The organism is Rhodanobacter spathiphylli B39, from assembly GCF_000264295.1.
In the GTDB taxonomy this organism is placed as follows: Bacteria; Pseudomonadota; Gammaproteobacteria; order Xanthomonadales; family Rhodanobacteraceae; genus Rhodanobacter; species Rhodanobacter spathiphylli.
In genome coordinates this window covers 13,684-30,034 of the sequence record NZ_AJXT01000029.1, presented here as the reverse complement: position 1 = coordinate 30,034, position 16,351 = coordinate 13,684, and the positions used below count along the sequence as shown (strand labels likewise).

General features: G+C 69.5%; 15 protein-coding genes. 12 read left to right on the top strand and 3 right to left on the bottom strand.

Features of this window, described 5'->3' with window-relative positions; translation table 11 throughout:
* Positions 1 to 47 precede the first annotated feature (47 nt).
* From UU7_RS10370 to lpxK, 9 genes are all read left to right on the top strand, one after another.
* Complete coding sequence (locus UU7_RS10370) at positions 48 to 296, top strand: FAD assembly factor SdhE (RefSeq protein ID WP_007808043.1); 249 nt, start codon at positions 48 to 50, stop codon at positions 294 to 296.
* Positions 268 to 705, top strand: a complete 438-nt coding sequence (locus UU7_RS10365; protein ID WP_007808041.1) for a protein YgfX — start codon at positions 268 to 270, stop codon at positions 703 to 705. The genes UU7_RS10370 and UU7_RS10365 overlap by 29 nt, the downstream gene beginning before the upstream one ends.
* A 98-nt stretch (positions 706 to 803) precedes the next feature.
* A complete protein-coding gene (locus UU7_RS10360) occupies positions 804 to 2,045 on the top strand; it encodes a lipoprotein-releasing ABC transporter permease subunit (RefSeq protein WP_007808039.1) in 1,242 nt (413 codons plus the stop codon).
* Positions 2,038 to 2,751: a lipoprotein-releasing ABC transporter ATP-binding protein LolD gene (gene lolD, locus UU7_RS10355; RefSeq protein ID WP_425480512.1), complete on the top strand. Its 714-nt coding sequence runs from the start codon at positions 2,038 to 2,040 to the stop codon at positions 2,749 to 2,751. The genes UU7_RS10360 and lolD overlap by 8 nt, the downstream gene beginning before the upstream one ends.
* A 92-nt stretch (positions 2,752 to 2,843) precedes the next feature.
* Positions 2,844 to 5,144: a DNA internalization-related competence protein ComEC/Rec2 gene (locus UU7_RS10350; protein ID WP_007808035.1), complete on the top strand. Its 2,301-nt coding sequence runs from the start codon at positions 2,844 to 2,846 to the stop codon at positions 5,142 to 5,144.
* A 99-nt stretch (positions 5,145 to 5,243) separates the two neighbouring features.
* Entirely contained in the window at positions 5,244 to 5,909 is a 666-nt protein-coding gene (locus UU7_RS10345; RefSeq protein ID WP_007808032.1) for a MotA/TolQ/ExbB proton channel family protein, read from the top strand.
* Between the two features lie 10 nt (positions 5,910 to 5,919).
* Positions 5,920 to 6,351, top strand: coding sequence for an ExbD/TolR family protein (locus tag UU7_RS10340; RefSeq protein ID WP_007808031.1), 432 nt, complete (start codon positions 5,920 to 5,922; stop codon positions 6,349 to 6,351).
* A complete protein-coding gene (msbA, locus tag UU7_RS10335) occupies positions 6,348 to 8,132 on the top strand; it encodes a lipid A export permease/ATP-binding protein MsbA (RefSeq protein WP_007808029.1) in 1,785 nt (594 codons plus the stop codon). The genes UU7_RS10340 and msbA overlap by 4 nt, the downstream gene beginning before the upstream one ends.
* Positions 8,133 to 8,141: 9 nt before the next feature.
* Positions 8,142 to 9,128 (top strand): tetraacyldisaccharide 4'-kinase, encoded by a 987-nt coding sequence (lpxK, locus tag UU7_RS10330; RefSeq protein WP_007808027.1) that lies wholly within the window; start codon positions 8,142 to 8,144, stop codon positions 9,126 to 9,128.
* On the opposite strand, the gene hutI is transcribed toward lpxK, so the two are convergent.
* The 3 genes from hutI to UU7_RS10315 are packed head-to-tail and all read right to left on the bottom strand — an operon-like array spanning position 9,114 to position 13,505.
* Positions 9,114 to 10,343: an imidazolonepropionase gene (hutI, locus tag UU7_RS10325; protein WP_007808025.1), complete on the bottom strand. Its 1,230-nt coding sequence runs from the start codon at positions 10,341 to 10,343 to the stop codon at positions 9,114 to 9,116. The genes lpxK and hutI overlap by 15 nt on opposite strands.
* 48 nt (positions 10,344 to 10,391) lie before the next feature.
* Positions 10,392 to 11,885 carry a chloride channel protein gene (locus UU7_RS10320; protein WP_007808023.1) on the bottom strand — a complete coding sequence of 498 codons (1,494 nt, stop codon included), beginning with the start codon at positions 11,883 to 11,885 and terminating at the stop codon, positions 10,392 to 10,394.
* 60 nt (positions 11,886 to 11,945) lie between these two features.
* On the bottom strand, positions 11,946 to 13,505 hold the full coding sequence (locus UU7_RS10315; protein WP_007808021.1) for a bifunctional GNAT family N-acetyltransferase/carbon-nitrogen hydrolase family protein: 1,560 nt from the start codon (positions 13,503 to 13,505) through the stop codon (positions 11,946 to 11,948).
* An 85-nt stretch (positions 13,506 to 13,590) separates the two neighbouring features.
* Here UU7_RS10315 and UU7_RS10310 point away from each other — a divergent pair, with 85 nt between their 5' ends.
* From UU7_RS10310 to UU7_RS10305, 3 genes are all read left to right on the top strand, one after another.
* On the top strand, positions 13,591 to 14,958 hold the full coding sequence (locus UU7_RS10310) for a formimidoylglutamate deiminase (protein ID WP_007808019.1): 1,368 nt from the start codon (positions 13,591 to 13,593) through the stop codon (positions 14,956 to 14,958).
* Positions 14,959 to 15,065: 107 nt separating this feature from the next.
* The gene (locus UU7_RS18400; protein ID WP_007808018.1) at positions 15,066 to 15,254 is read left to right on the top strand and encodes a hypothetical protein; all 189 of its coding nucleotides are present in this window, start codon (positions 15,066 to 15,068) and stop codon (positions 15,252 to 15,254) included.
* A gap of 96 nt (positions 15,255 to 15,350) precedes the next feature.
* On the top strand, positions 15,351 to 16,337 hold the full coding sequence (locus UU7_RS10305) for a multidrug resistance efflux transporter family protein (RefSeq protein WP_007808017.1): 987 nt from the start codon (positions 15,351 to 15,353) through the stop codon (positions 16,335 to 16,337).
* The last annotated feature ends 14 nt before the right edge of the window (positions 16,338 to 16,351 follow it).

Below are 16,351 nucleotides of genomic sequence, written 5' to 3'. Positions count from 1 at the left end.
AGCGCAACGGTTACACTGCGCATTCATGGATACGACCGAGCCCCGTGATGGATGAAGCCCGCATCAAGCGCCTGCGCTGGCGCGCCCGCCGCGGCACGCGCGAGCTGGACGCGCTGTTCGGCGGCTGGCTGGACGAGCGCTTCGCCGGTGCGGACGAAGCGCAGCGGCAGGCGTTCGACCAGCTGCTCGACGTGCAGGACCCCGACCTGTGGGACTGGGTGATGGGCCATGCCCGCCCCGAGCGCGCGGACTGGCAGGCGATCATCGATGACATCCGCGCCCGCCATCGGCTTTGAATACCGACCTTCGCGGCTGCTGCGGGCGGCGCTGCTGCTGATCGCCGGGGCCGCGCTGCTGGCCACGCTGCTGTGCATGATTCCGTGGTGGTCGAAGCTGCTGCTGGCGGCGATCGTGCTGCTGTCGGCGGCTCTCGTGCTGCGACGACTGGCCAGCGGCCCCGTGGCGGCGGCGGGCTGGAGTGCCGACCAGGCATGGACCTTGCGCCTGCACGACCACGAGGACGTGCCGGCCACGCTGAGTTCGTTCCGTGTGCTTGGCGAAATGATCCTGCTGCGCCTGCGCACCGACGCGCACGGGACGCAGATGCTGCTGATCGCCACGGACAACAGTGACGCAGACACCCGTCGCCGGCTGCGCATGCGGCTGGCCACGATCCAGGCTGCCGACGCCTTGCCCCGCCTGTGACTGAACCGCAACTTCCGGCGCGCGGCAGGGTCTCAGCGAATACCTGATAATGGATGACCGGGCGGCCCGCCCTGCAACTCCCCACAAGCGACCCGCCCATGTTCCGACCGCTCGAACTTTTCATCGGCCTGCGCTACACCCGCGCCAAGCGGCGCAACCAGTTCATCTCCTTCATCTCCACCGTGTCGATCGTGTGCATCGCGATCAGCGTGATCGCGCTGATCACGGTGATGTCGGTGATGAACGGCTTCGACTACCAGATGCGCTCGCGCATCCTCGGGGCGATTTCGCACGCCACGGTTTCCGGCGTGGGCGAGAGCGTGCAGGAATGGCCGCGCGCGCTGAAGGTGGCCGAGGCCAACCCGCACGTGCTGGGCGCCGCACCCTATGTGGAGATGGAGGCGTATCTCAACGCCCGCCGTTCCAGCGGGGCGCTGGTGCGTGGCGTCGAGCCGGCGCAGGAACCGAAGGTGGTCGACATCGACAAGCACATGCTCGAGGGCAAGCTTGACCAGCTGACCCCGGGCAGCTGGAACATCGTGCTGGGTCGCGAGCTGGCGATGACACTGGGCGTGGGCGTCGGCGACCGGGTAACCATGGTGGTGCAGCAACTGCGTGCCACGCCGATGGGCAGCGTGCCGCGGATGCGCAGTTTCCACGTGGTCGGCACGTTCGAACTGGGCATGGAGCAGTTCGATTCCGGCCTGGCCCTGGTCAACATGAGCGATGCCGAGAAGCTCGGCGACCTCGCCGGTCCGACCGGCATCCGGCTGAAGCTCGACGACCTGTTCAACGCCCGCCCGGTCGCGCGCGAACTGGCCGACCAGCTGGGCCAGGTCTACCGGGTGCAGACCTGGATGGATACCAACGCGAACCTGTTCGCCGCGCTGTCGATGGAAAAGATGGTGATGTTCATCATCCTGTCGCTGATCATCCTGGTGGCGGTGATCAACCTGATCTCGATGCTGATGATGCTGGTCACCGACAAGCAGGCCGACATCGCGATCCTGCGCACGCTGGGCGCCACCCCGCGCAGCATCATGGGCATGTTCATGGTGCAGGGCGTGCTGGTGGGTTTCGTGGGCATCGGCTTCGGCGTGGGCCTCGGTTCGCTGCTGTCGTGGAAGCTGCCCGGCATCATCAAGTGGATCGAGCACACCTTCCACGTGACCTTCCTGTCGCCGGACGTCTACTACATCAGCGAGGTGCCGAGCCGGCTCGACTGGCACGACGTGGGCTGGACCGCGCTGCTGACCTTCGCGTTCTCGTTGCTGGCCACCCTCTATCCCGCGTGGCGCGCCTCGCGCACGCAGCCGGCGCAGGCGCTGCGCTATGAATAAGACCGTCATGACCGAGAAGACCGAAAACGTGCTGCGCGCCACCGGCGTGGCCAAGACCTATGCCGAAGGCGGCCTGCGCACCGACGTGCTGAGCGACGTCAGCTTCACCCTGAAGCGCGGGCAGACCATGGCGATCGTCGGCGCGTCCGGCTCGGGCAAGAGCACGCTGCTGCACATCATCGGCGGGCTCGACACGCTGACCACCGGCGAGGTGGAGGTGGACGGCCGCGTGCTGTCGAAACTGTCCGACGCCGAGCGCGGCCGCGTGCGCAACCGCTCGCTGGGTTTCATCTACCAGTTCCACCACCTGCTGCCCGAGTTCACCGCGCTGGAAAACGTGTGCATGCCGCTGCTGATCCGCGGCACCGCAATCGCCGAAGCGGAAAAGCAGGCGATGGTGCTGCTGGAGCGGGTCGGCCTCGGCGGACGCACGCATCACAAGCCGTCCGAGTTGTCCGGTGGCGAGCGCCAGCGTTGTGCGGTGGCCCGGGCGCTGGTGACCCGGCCGGCCTGCGTGCTGGGCGACGAACCCACCGGCAACCTCGACGAGGCCAATGCGGCGCAGGTCTACGAATTGATGCTGGAGCTCAACCGCGAGATCGGCACCAGCTTCGTGCTGGTCACCCATGATCCGCATCTGGCCGCGAAGATGGATCGCACCCTGGTGCTGCACAACGGCAGGCTGCAGGAAGCTCCACGGGACTGACGTCCCGGCGAAGACCTACACGCATTTCATCTGCGCCCCGGCTCGAGCCGCGCTAGTCTCGGCTTCTTCCAGGATGGAACGGGGCGCGCGGCATGGGGCGACTGACGGCGATCACCGCGGCGCTGGCCTTGCTGCTCGGGGTCCTGCTGGTGCAATGGTTGCCGCGGCTGCCGCCGCATGCGTGGCTGCCGTGCCTGGTGCCGGTGATCGTCCTGCTCGCCTGGCGCTGGCCGCGTTGTCACTGGCTGGCCTGCCTGCTGTTCGGCGCGGCGTGGGCGGCGTGGCATGGCGCAGCGGCAATGGATGCAAGGCTGCCGCGCGCGCTGGAAGGCGTCGACCTGGCCGTGGTCGGCAGCATCGCCGATCTGCCGCTGATCCATCCCGACGCGAGTCGTTTCAGTCTGCGCGTGGAGCAAGCCACCGCCGACGGAAAGCCCGTCGCGCTGCATGGGCGGGTCACCGTGTCGTGGTACGAGGATGCACCACCGCTGCAGCCATGTTCGCGCTGGCATCTGCTGCTGCGCCTGAAGCGGCCCCGCGGCCTGCTGGACCCGGGTGCGGCCGACAGCGAACGTTCCGCGCTGGAGCGCGGCATCGTCGCCACCGGCTACGTGCGGGATGACCCGGACAACCGCTCGCTCGGCGAGCGACGCTGGTGCGTCAACGCGATCCGCGATGCGGTCGCCCGCGGCATCGCCGCACGGGTCGGCGACCACCATGACGCCGCCTTGCTGCAGGCATTCGCCGTGGGCGACACCCGCGGCCTGCAGCCGCAGGACTGGGCGGTGGCGCGCGCCAACGGGGTCTCGCACCTGATCGCGATTTCCGGCTTCCATGTCGGCGTGGCCGCGGTGTTCGGCGTGTGGCTGGCGTGGCTGTCGTATGCGTTGTGGCCGGGGCTGGGTCTGCGCCTGCCGCGGCCGCAAGCCCAGGCGGCCGCGGCCTTGCTGGTGGCGACGATGTACAGCGCGCTGGCCGGCTTCGGCCTGCCGACGGTGCGCACCCTGCTGATGATCGCCGTGGTGACGCTGGCGCGTTGCAGCCGGCGTGGCAGCGGCGGCGCCCAGTCGCTGGCGCTGGCGATGATCGCGATCCTGCTGTTCGACCCGCTGGCGGTGCTGGCGGCGGGATTCTGGCTGTCCTTCGTCGGCGTGGGCTTCCTCATGCTGTGCCTGCAATCGCGCGGGCGCGGCCTGCGCGCGTTCCTGCACGAGCTGACCGCAGGGCAGCTGGTGATGACGGTGGCCCTGCTGCCGCTGACGATGTGGTTCTTCGGCCAGGCTTCGCTGGTCGGCGCCTTGTCGAACCTGATCGCGGTGCCGCTGGTCAGCTTCGTGATCGTGCCATGCGCGCTGGGCGGCATGCTGATGCTGGGCCTGTGCCCGCCGCTGGCCGGGCCGGTGTTGTGGCTGGCCGCACGGATGGCCCACGCGCAATGGTGGTTGCTGGAGCAGATGGCGACCTGGCCGGGTGCGCACTGGTATCTGCCCACCGTGCAGCCCTGGGCGCTGCTGCTCGCGGTGCTGGGCGCGCTGTGGCTGTTCATGCCGCGCGGGATGCCGCTGCGCTGGCTGGGCCTGCTGCTGTTCCTGCCCCTGCTGCGGCCACCGCTGTCCACGCCGCCGGAAGGCGCGTTCCAGGCGTGGGTGCTCGACGTGGGGCAGGGCCTGTCGGTGTTGCTGCGCACGCACGACCACGTGCTGGTCTACGACGCCGGCGCACGCTATCCATCGGGCTTCGACCTCGGCGAAGCGGTGGTGTTGCCCGCCTTGCATGCGCTGGGCGTGGGCCGGCTCGACCTGCTGATGATCAGCCACGGCGACAACGATCACGCCGGCGGCGCCCGGGTCGTTGCCGAGGCGTTTCCGGAGGCGCCGCGCTACGCAGGCGAACCGGCGCGGATGCACCTGCCGATGCGCCAATGCGTGGCCGGCCAGGCGTGGACCTGGGATGGCGTGCGCTTCCGCGTGCTGAATCCGCCGGCGGGTGCGGCTGATCGCGACAACGACAGTTCCTGCGTGCTGCTGGTGGAGAACCGTTCCGGCCGGTTGCTGCTCAGCGGCGACATCAGTTCCGCGGTGGAGCCGCCGGTGGCGGCGAGTCTCGGAGCGGGGCCGCCCGTCGTGCTGCTGGTGCCCCACCATGGCAGCAAGACCTCGTCCGGCGCGGGCTTCATCGCCGCGGTGCAGCCGTCGGTGGCGATCGTGTCGGCCGGCTGGCGCAACCGCTTCGGTCATCCGAAGCCCGAGGTGCTGGCGCGCTACGCGGCAGCCGGGGTGCCGGTGTTCAATACCGCGGTGCAGGGCGCCATCGCGCTGGATTTCCCGGTCGATGCCCCGCCACGGCGCGAAGCCGGCTGGCGCCAGCGGCAACCGCGTTACTGGCGCGAGTGAGGAATGCCACACCCGCCGCAGTACGGCCGGGCCAGACTGCTATCATGCGCGCTTCCAAGTCGGGTCGCATGTTGGGGTCGAAAAGTGCTGGAAATTCTGATGGCTGGCGGCTGGGCGATGGTGCCCATCCTGATCTGTTCGGCGATCGCCCTGGCGATCGTGCTGGAACGTTGCTGGACGCTGCGCCGGCAATCCGTGTTGCCGCCCGGCCTGGGCGACGAAGTGCGCCAGTGGGCACGCTCGGGTCAACTCGATCCCAAGCACCTGGACACGCTGGCCAGCGGCTCACCGCTGGGCGAGTTGCTGGCGGCCGCGCTGACCGTGCGCCGGCAGCCCCGCGAGATCATCAAGGAACGCATCGAGGACACCGGCCGGCACGTCATCCACCGGATGGAGCGCTACCTCAACACGCTGGGCACGATCGCCCTGATCGGCCCGCTGCTGGGCCTGTTCGGCACGGTGATCGGCCTGATCCGCATGTTCATGGAGGTGATGGCCGGCGGCATCGGCGATCCGGCGAAGATGGCCGGCGGCATCGGCGAAGCGCTGATCTGTACAGCGTCGGGCCTGACCGTGGCGATTCCCGCCTATGTGCTGCATCGCTACTTCCGTTCGCGCGTGGCCGGTTACTGCGTGGAGATGGAAAAGCAGGCCACCGCACTGCTCGACGAGCTGACCCTGTCGCCGGCGGCCGCCACGGCCGCGGCCAGCGCGGCGGCACGACCGCGCCGGACGCCGGCGCCGACCGCGCCAGGCGCAGGCTGAGCGCACACCGATGCGTATCAGCAACGACCGCCGGGGCGACGACTTCGAGATCAACGTGATTCCGTTGATCGACGTGCTGCTGACCCTGCTGATGTTCTTCGTGCTCACCAGCACCTTCATCCAGCACTCGCGCATGCAGGTGACCCTGCCGCAGGCCAGCGCCCAGGATCGCGACCTGAACACCCAGGTGCTGACCATCATGATCGACCGCGACGGCCGTTTCTTCGTGGGCAGCGACGAGGTGATGGGCGAGGGCATCGAGGCGCTGAAGCAGACCATCGCGCGCAACGCCGGTGACGACCGCGACCGCCCGGTGACGATCCGGGCCGATGCGATGACGCCGAACCAGAACGTGGTCACCGCGATGGACGCGCTGGGCCAGCTCGGCTTCACCCGGCTGTCGATCGCCACCACGCCGACCAAGCCGGGCGCGGCGCAGTGAGCAAGCGCAAGGGCGGGGCGTGGGATGCCGACAGCCGGCGCGTCTATGGGCGGCTGCTCGGCTATACTCGGCGCTACTGGGCGGTGGGCCTGGTGGCGATCCTCGGCATGGCGGTGGATGGTGGCGGGTTGGCGATGTTCACCAACCTGCTCAGGCCGATGTTCGACGACCTGTTCCTCGACAAGGACCCGTACCTGATCTTCTGGATGCCGATCTGGATCATCGCGATCTTCGGTATCCGTGGCCTGGGCACCTTCGTCAGCAATTACGGCATTGCCTACATCGGACGCAACATCGTGCAGGCGATGCAGCACGACGTGTTCGCTTCCTACCTGCGCCTGCCGGCGACCTTCTTCGGCCGCGAACCATCGGGCCAGCAGATCTCGCGCATCACCTACACCAGCGAACAGGTGGCCTCGGCCTCGACCGATGCGGTGAAGGTGGCGGTGACCGAAGGCGTCACCGTGATCGGCATGTTCTACGTGATGCTGCACAACAGCGCCTACCTCACGCTGACCCTGCTGGTGATGATTCCGCCGATCGTGCTGATCGCCACCGTGGTCAGCCGCCGCTACCGGCTGATCAGCCGGCGCATCCAGGGCATGATGGGTTCGGTGACCGGCACGGTGGAGGAATCGGTTGGTGCGCATCGTGAAGTGCGCATCTACGGCGGCCAGCAGCACGAGGCCGCGCGCTTCGACCAGGTCACCCACCAGGCCCGCCGTTTGAACCTGAAGATCGCCGCGACCAGCGCGACGTCCAGCACGGCGATCCAGACCGTCGCCGCATTTGCGCTGGCGGCACTGGTCTTTCTGGGTACCCGGCCGGGCGTGATCGACCATATTTCCTCGGGCGTGTTCATTGCGGTGCTGACCGCGATGGGCGCGATGATGCCGTCGCTGAAGCGGCTGACCCAGGTGCAGGCGAACATCCAGCGCGGCCTGTCGGCGGCGGAGGATCTGTTCGAGGTCATCGACCTGCCGCCCGAAGTCGACCACGGCACGCGCGAGCTGGCGCGTACCCGTGGCGACCTGCGTTTCGAGGGCGTGCGGCTGACCTATCCGAACAGCGACTACGAAGCGTTGCGTGGCGTCGACCTGGCCTGTGCGCCGGGCACGGTCACCGCCTTGGTCGGCCGTTCGGGCAGCGGCAAGAGCAGCCTGGTCAGCCTGCTGCCGCGCTTCTACGAGCCCGGTGCGGGGCGCATCGTGCTCGATGACATGGACTACCAGGAATACACGCTGCCGTCGCTGCGCCGGCAGATCGCCTGGGTCGGCCAGAGCGTGGTGCTGTTCGACGACACCGTGGCCAACAACATCGCCTACGGCGAGCTGGCCGGCGCCAGCGAGGCCGACATCGTCGCGGCGGCCGAGGCGGCCAACGCGATGGAGTTCATCGCGCGCCTGCCCGACGGCATCCACACCCGCATCGGGCAGAGCGGCAACACGCTGTCCGGCGGCCAGCGCCAGCGCATCGCGATCGCCCGCGCCATCCTCAAGAACGCGCCGATCCTGGTGCTGGACGAAGCCACCAGCGCGCTCGACACCGAATCCGAACAGCTGATCCAGCAGGCCCTGCAACGGCTGATGCGCGACCGCACCACCCTGGTGATCGCCCACCGCCTGTCCACCGTCGAAGGCGCCGACCAGATCGCGGTGATGGATCAGGGCCGCATCATCGAGCGGGGCAGGCATGCCGAACTGATCGCGCTGGACGGCCAGTACGCCGCGCTGCATCGCATGCAGTTCCATGACCATGCGGCCGACCAGGCCGGCGACTGAGGAGCGGCCGTGGCGCTGATCGACACGCTCGAATCAGCCTGGTATCGCGGCGCCCCGGCGCCGTGGTGGACGGCGCCGCTGGCGCTGCTGTACGGCGCCGTCACCCGCACCCGCAGCCTGCTGTTCCGGCGCGGCGTGCTGCGCAGCGTGCGACTGGCCGCACCGGTGGTGGTGATCGGCAACCTCAGCGTGGGCGGCACCGGCAAGACGCCGTTGACGATCGCCGTGGTCGAAGCCCTGCGCGAGCGCGGCCATCGTCCCGGCGTGGTCAGCCGCGGCCATGGCGGAACCCAGCGCGAACCGCTGCTGCTCGGCGCTGCGCCCGACCCGGCGCGGGTCGGCGACGAACCCTGCCTGATCCACGCCAGCGGCGTGCCGGTGGCGATCGGTCGCGATCGTCCCGCCGCGGCGCAGTTGCTGCTGGACGCCGGCTGCGACGTGGTGCTCGCCGATGACGGCTTGCAGCACTACCGGCTGGCGCGCGACGTGGAGATCTGCGTGATCGACGGCGTGCGCCGGTTCGGCAATCGCCGCCTGCTGCCCGCCGGTCCCTTGCGCGAACCGCTCACCCGGCTGCAGCGCGTCGACCTGCGCGTATGCAATGGTGGCGTCGCCGAGCCCGGCGAGTATCCGATGCAGTTGCACGGCGGCGACGTCGTCGCCCTGGCCGACGGGCGGCGGCAGTCGCTGGCGACCTTCCGTGGCCAGCGCGTGCATGCCGTCGCCGCGATCGGCAACCCGCAGCGATTCTTCGACAGTCTGCGCGACGCGGGCATCGAGGTGATCGGACACCCGTTTGCCGACCACCATGCGTTTGTCCCGGGCGATCTCGCCTTCGGTGACCAGCTGCCGCTGCTGATGACCGACAAGGACGCGGTGAAGTGCGCCGGCTTCGCCCGCCCGGACTGGTTCCGGGTGCCGGTGCGGGCGCAGTTGCCGCTGGCGTTCTTCGACGCGCTGACCGCCCGCGTCGAGGCGGCGCTACGCCGGCACTGATTCGCCGCCGATCCACAGCCCGCGCAGCAGCTGTCCGCCGATCCAGTAGCACAGTTCCGCCGGCTGCTTCGCCTGCCACACCGCCAGGTCGGCGCGCTGGCCGACCGCCAGCGTGCCGCGATCGCGCAGGCCCAGCGCACGCGCCGCATGCACCGTGACGCCGCGCAATGCCTCTTCCGGTGTCAGGCGGAACAGCGTGCAGGCCATGCCGGCGGCCAGGCGCAGCGACAGCAGCGGCGAGGTGCCGGGGTTGCAGTCGGTGGCGATCGCGATCGGCACGGCGTGCTCGCGCAGGCGTTCGATCGGCGGCAGTTTCGTTTCGCGCAACGCGTAGAACGCGCCCGGCAGCAGCACTGCCACGGTGCCGGCCGCGGCCATCGCGCGGATGCCGTTGTCGCCGAGGTGTTCCAGGTGATCGGCCGACAGGCCGCCGTACTCGGCGACCAGGGCGGCGCCATCCAGGTCGGAAAGCTGTTCGGCGTGCAGCTTCACCGGCAGGCCGAGCTGCTTCGCCCGTTCGAACACGCGGCGCGTCTCCTCGCGACTGAAGCCGATGCCTTCGCAGAAGGCGTCCACCGCATCGACCAGGCCCTCGGCGGCCAGCGCGGGCAGCATCTCGTCGCAGGCCAGGGCCACGTAATCGTCGCGTCGATCCTTGTATTCCGGCGGCAGCGCGTGCAGGCCCAGGAAACTGGTGCGCACGCCGATGCCCAGTTCGCGCCCGATCCGGCGCGCCACGCGCAGCATGCGCCGCTCGCTGTCCAGGTCCAGCCCGTAGCCGGACTTGATCTCCAGCGTGGTCACGCCATCGGCCAGCAGCGCGCGGGCGCGTGGCAGCGATTGCGCCAGCAACTGTTCCTCGCTGGCGGCGCGGGTGGCGGTGACGCTGGAGGCGATGCCGCCGCCGGCGCGGGCGATCTCCTCGTAGCTGGCGCCGTTCAGGCGCAGGTCGAACTCGTGGGCGCGGTCGCCGCCGAAGACCAGGTGGGTATGGCAGTCGATCAGTCCCGGCGTGACCAGCGCGCCGTCCAGCGAGCGGATCGCGTCGGCCAGCGATGCGGGTTCGCCGGGCAGCTCGTCCATCCGGCCGAGCCAGGCGATGCGGCCGTGGTGCATCGCGATCGCCCCGTGTTCGATCAGTCCGTACGGCGCCTCACCCGCGAACGTGGCCAGCGTCGCGTTGATCAGCAAGGTGTCCCAGCGAGGGTGGCTCATGTCGATCGGGTTCCGGCGGAGGTCGGCGCAAGGGGCGGCGCGGAGGGATCAGGGTTGTGCGGGTGGTGGCGGGTCGGCCGGTGTGGCCGGCTCGTCGAACGCGGTGGTGCGCACTGAGGTCGGCGCGACGTCGCCGGTCTCGTCCAGAGTATCGTCGGCCAGTTCGTAGACCACGTCCTGGCTTGGGCGCTGGCTGGCCTGCTGCCGCTCGAAGTCCTGCACCATGCGCTCGGCAAAATCGCGGTACACCGGCGTGGGGCAGAACAGCGAGGCGGCGGCGCGGGCCAGCAGGCAGGCCGCCATGATCGGGATCACCATGTCCTGGTTGTCGGTCAGCTCCATCGCGATCACCGCCGAGGTCAGTGGTGCGCCGGTGACGCCGGCCAGGTAGGCGCTCATGCCCAGCAGCACCACCGCGGCGGCGGGCACGCCGGGCAACAGGTGCGCGATGTTCTGGCCAAGGCCCGCGCCGACCGCCAGTGCCGGCGAGAAGATGCCGCCGGGGATGCCGGCCCAGTACGAGACCACGTTGGCCAGCAGCTTGGCGATGCCGAAGCCCTGGTCGGGCATGTTCGCGGCGCCCTGCACGATCGCCCGCGCCTGGTCGTAGCCGGTGCCGTAGATGCTGTTGTGGGTGCACACGCCGAGCACGGCGAGGGTGAGCCCGCAGCCTGCCGCGAACGCCACCGGCCAGCGCGCGCGCAGGCGACCGATGCGGGCCAGCGGGCCGCGCTGGCTCAGCAGGATCAGGCGCGCGAACAGGCCGCCCAGCAAGCCGCCGATCACCCCGGTCAGCAACACCGCCAGCCAGGCGTGGCCCAGCGGCAGGCTGGCCTCGACCTCGCCGAAGTATGAGTAGTTGCCCATGATGCCGAGCGACACCACGCCGCCGATGATCACCGCGGTCAGCAGCAGGCCGCTGAAGCGGTGCTCGAAGGTGCCGGCCAGTTCCTCGATCGCGAACACCACGCCGGCCAGCGGCGTGTTGAACGCCGCCGCGATGCCGGCCGCGCCACCGGCCAGGATGAAACGCGAAGCGGCCCTGGGATCATCGAAGCCGAAGCGCCGGCCCAGCGAGTAGAACAGGCCCGCACCCACGTGCACGGTCGGTCCTTCGCGGCCGATCGACGCGCCCACCGCCAGCGCGATCAGGGTCAGCGCCATCTTGCCCGCGGCAATCGGCAGCGCCAGCATCCGCGCACGAAAGCCTTCGTCCTCGATGTGCAACGTGCCGATCACCTGGGGAATGCCGCTGCCCCGCGTTGCGCGGAACCGGCCCTCGGTGACCCGGGCGAGCAGGGCGAACACGATCGGGGTGAGGATCAGCGGAATCCAGACGCCGTGGTCGAGGATGCGCAGGAACAGCTGGTACGACCACACGCTTGCCTTGGCAAACAGGATCGCCGCCAGCGCCACGAGTATCGCGCCGAACCACAGCACCAGCCGGCGCTTCCAGTGATGCGGCGCGAAGAACTCGTGTCCGAGCAGTGCCCGCAGGCGCGGGTTCGATGAGGTTGAAACAGGTTCGGAAGACTTGGGCATGTCCGTGATTATCGCAGAGCCGTGACTGGCGATGGGGTGCGCCCCGCTCCCGGCCTTCCCTCAGCGCGGCCGCCACCGCGTCTCGTACAGGTCGAAGCGGCGATCCTTGAGGTTGGTCACCGCGCCGGCGTTGCGGGCGCGGGCCAGGCTTTCCAGGCGCAGGTCGGCGAACAGCACGGTCTCGATGTTCGGCGTGGAGTCGGCCGCGATGCCGTCGCGGGCGAACGGGAAGTCGCTGGGCGTGAGGATGCAGCTCTGGCCATACTGGATGTCGAAGTTGTTGACGCCGGGCAGGTTGCCCACGTTGCCGGACAGCACCACGTAGCACTGGTTCTCGATCGCCCGCGCCTGCGAGCAGTAACGCACGCGCAGGTAGCCCTCGCGCACGTCGGTGCAGAACGGCACGAACAGGATCAGCGCGCCCTGGTCGGTCAGGTGGCGGGCCACCTCGGGGAATTCGGAGTCGTAGCAGATCATCACGCCGATCGGGCCGCAGTCGGTGAGGATCGTCGCGGCGCTGTCGCCGCCGGAGATGTTCCACACGTTGCGTTCGCTGGGCGTGGGATGCAGCTTCTCGCGCTCGTGCAGCGAGCCGTCGCGCAGGCACACGTAGCAGACGTTGTGGATGTCGCCGTTGGCCTGCTCGGTCGGATGCGTGCCGGCGATGATGTTGATGTTGTAATGGACGGCCAGACGGCTGAACAGCTCCTTCACCTGCGGCGTGTACTGGCTCAGCTTGCGGATCGACTCGAACGGCGACAGCTCGGTGTTCTCGATCGACAGCAGCTGCAGGGTGATCAGCTCGGGAAAGGTGACGAAGTCCGCGTTGTAGTCGGCGGCGATGTCGGTGAAGTATTCGACCTGGGTGGCGAACTCCTCGAACGAGGTGATCTTGCGCTGCTGGTACTGCACCGAGGCCACCCGCACCGAATCGGGCAGGTGCCGGGGCGAGGGAATCGGCGGCATGTCCGGCTGGTCGAGCAGGCGCGGGTTGCGCCAGACCAGGTGCACCGCGTAGCCCAGCGAATCGTGGTCCGACGGCACGTATGCCCGCAGCAGCCCGATCACCTCGAAATCGTTGTTGAGCTGGAAGCTCAGGGTGAGGTCGCGGCGCTTGCCTTCCGCCACCGCCTGCACGTAGGCCTCGGCGCTGCCGTAGCGCTGGATGTTCTTCGCCAGCCCGGGGATGCGCCCGCCGAACACGATACCGCGCAGCTTCAGGTCGGTGCACAGGCGCTTGCGCGCGTGGTAAAGCCGCTGGCCGATGCGCATGCCGCGATAGTCCGGGTGCACCACCACTTCCATGCCGTACAGCCAGTTGCCGTCGGGCTTGTGGCGCGAACCCATGCCGCCGCCGGTGATCTGCGACCAGGTGTGCGGGGCCAGCGCGGTTTCCTCGTCGATGCGGAAGGTGGCGCAGTAGCCCACCACCTTGCCTTCGTACTCGACCACGAACTGGCCTTCGGGGAAATGCGTCTGCTGGGAGCGCAGCATCTCCGGCGAGTGGCCCCACTCGGCGGTGTAGATGCGCGCGGTCAGCTCGGCCAGTTGCGGCACGTCGTCCAGGCGGGCCTGGCGCAACAGCAGTTTCGGGGTGTTTTCGCTGGTTTTCTTGCTCATGGGCCTGTGCACGGTCGGTTTGCGCTCGGGTGAAGACGGAGCGGGGCGCCGGTTACACTGCACCATTCGATGCGGAGCGAACGTGATGAGCGAGTGGGCGAGTCCTTCGGGTTTCGAAGCCGGGCAGCTTTGGCGCGGCCACGGCTGGCTGGCCGATGACCGGTTCGGGCTGTCGTCCGCCGGTGCGCTGCTCGACTGCGCCGGGCCGCAGGCCCCGATCGGCTCGTGGGTGCTGCCGGGCATGCCGAACCTCCATTCGCACGCGTTCCAGCGTGCGATGGCGGGCCTGGCCGAGCGTCGCAGCAAGGCCGAAGACAGCTTCTGGAGCTGGCGCGAGACGATGTACGCGTTCGCCGCGGCGATCACGCCGGAGCAGCTGAAGGCGATCGCCAGCCAGCTCTACGTCGAGATGCTGAAGTCCGGTTACACCCGGGTCTGCGAATTCCACTACCTGCACCACCAGCCCGACGGCACGCCGTACGCGCAGCCCGCGGCGATGTCGCTGGCGCTGATCGAGGCGGCGCGCGAGGCCGGCATCGGGCTGACCCTGCTGCCGGTGCTGTACATGAGCGGCGGCTTCGACGGCCGGGCGCTCAGCGCGCGGCAGCGCCGTTTCGGCCATTCGGTGGACGGCTATCTGCGCCTGCTGGAAAGCCTGCGCGCGCATGAAGACGACGCGGTGCGCGTGGGCATCGCGCTGCATTCGCTGCGCGCGGTGCCGGAACAGGCGCTGGCCGAGGTGCTGGCCAGCCCGCTGGCCCGCACCGGTCCGATCCACATCCACATCGCCGAGCAGATCGGCGAAGTGCAGGATTGCCTGGCCACCCGTGGCGCCCGTCCGGTCGAGTGGCTGTTCGAGCATGCCGATGTCGACGAGCGCTGGTGCCTGGTGCACGCCACCCATCTGACCGAGGCGGAAACCGCGCAGCTGGCGCGCAGCGGCGCCGTCGCCGGCCTGTGTCCCACCACCGAGGCGAACCTGGGCGACGGCCTGTTTCCGCTGGCCGACTTCCTCGACGCCGGCGGCACGCTCGGCGTCGGTTCGGATTCGCACATCTCGATCTCGCCGGTGGAAGAGCTGCGCTGGCTGGAATACGGCCAGCGCCTGGCCACCCGCCACCGCAACATCGCGGCGCGACAGCAGGGCGACAGCGTGGGCGAGACGCTGTGGCGGGCTGCTCTTGCCGGCGGTGCCCGGGCCAGCGGCGCGCCGGTCGGCGAATTGCGCGCCGGCGCCCGCGCCGACCTGATCGTGCTGGATGACGCCTCGCCGCTGCTGGCCGCCCGCGACACGCGTTCGCTGATCGACAGCTTCCTGTTCTCCGGCAACACGCCGCTGGTGCGCGACGTGATGGTCGGCGGCCGCTGGCAGGTGCGCGACTTCAGGCATCGCGACGAGGCCGCCATCGCGGCACGTTACCGCGCCGCGGTGGGCGCGCTGGCGGCGCGTTGAGGCAGCACGGCGGAAAATGAACGCCGGCCATCGACTGCCCGCCCCGGCGTCATCGGCGTGGACGACAGCGGCGTTCTGACGGACACCTGCCACGAATGGAGTGTCCCATGCGTCGAATCACTTCCTGCCTTGCCCTCGGCGTGCTGCTGGCCGGCAGTGCCTCGCTCACCGGCTGCATCGTGGCCGCGCCGCGCCCGGTCGCCCGCGTGAGGGTGGTGGAGCCTGTCCACGCCCGGGTCTGGGTGCCCGGTCATTGGGGCCCCCGCCGCGTCTGGGTCGGCGGCTACTGGCGCTGACGCCTCCGAAGTCCGCGCCGCCGGCATCGGCGGCGCTGGCCCCTACGCACGCCCGATGCGATTTGCCACACTCCGTTTTTCTGTCGGCGTGCCTGCATGCGTTCGAATGCCTTGCTCGCGGTGGGACTGGCGCTGTGCTCGGCGCTGTTCTTCACGCTCACCTACGTGCTCAACCGCAGCCTGGTCGCCGGTGGCGGGCATTGGGCATGGGCGGTGATCCTGCGCTACCTGCTGACCTTGCCGATGCTGGCCGTGGTGCTGCCGTTCCAGGGCGGGCTCGGTGAACTGCCGGGGGAATTGCGCCGGCATGCGCGGCCGTGGTTGCTGTGGAGCGGCGTGGGTTTCGCGCTGTTCGGCGTGCCGTTGACCTGGGCGGCCAGCAGCGGGCCGTCGTGGCTGATCGCCGGCAGCTTCCAGACCACCGTGCTGGCCGGCCCCTTGCTGGCACCGCTGATCTATCGCGACGAACGGGCGCGATTGGCCTGGCGCACGCTGGCGATCGGCGCGCTGATCGTGGCCGGCGTGTTCGCGCTGCAATGGGGTCACGCCCAGGGCCGGCTGCATGCCGGCGACTGGCTGGCGATCGGCGCGGTGGTGCTTTCCGCATTCGCCTATCCGCTGGGCAATCGGCAACTGCTGTTGCATCTGGAGCAGGGGCCGACGCAGTTGAACGCGGTGCAGCGCGTGTTCGGCATGACGCTGTGCAGCTGGCCACTGTGGCTGCTGTTCGCGGTGATCGCCTGGTTCACCGTCGGCCCGCCGAGCCTGCGCGAGGCGCTGCTGGCCGGTGGCGTGGCGCTGTCCTCGGGCACCATCGCCACCATCCTGTTCTTCCGCGCCACCGACATGGTGCGCAGCGCACCGACCGCGCTGGCCGCGGTGGAGGCGATGCAGGCCGCCGAGCTGCTGTTCGCCACCGTGCTGGGCGTGCTGTTCCTCGGCGAAGCGTGGCCGCGTGGCTACGCGCTGTTCGGCGCGCTGGCGATCATCGTGGGCATCGCGCTGTTCGGCTGGGTCAGCGGCCGCGGTGCGGCGGGTGACGACGAGGCCGTGCGTGTGCTGCGCGGTGATCGCAGCGCCTGAGCGGCTTATGCTTG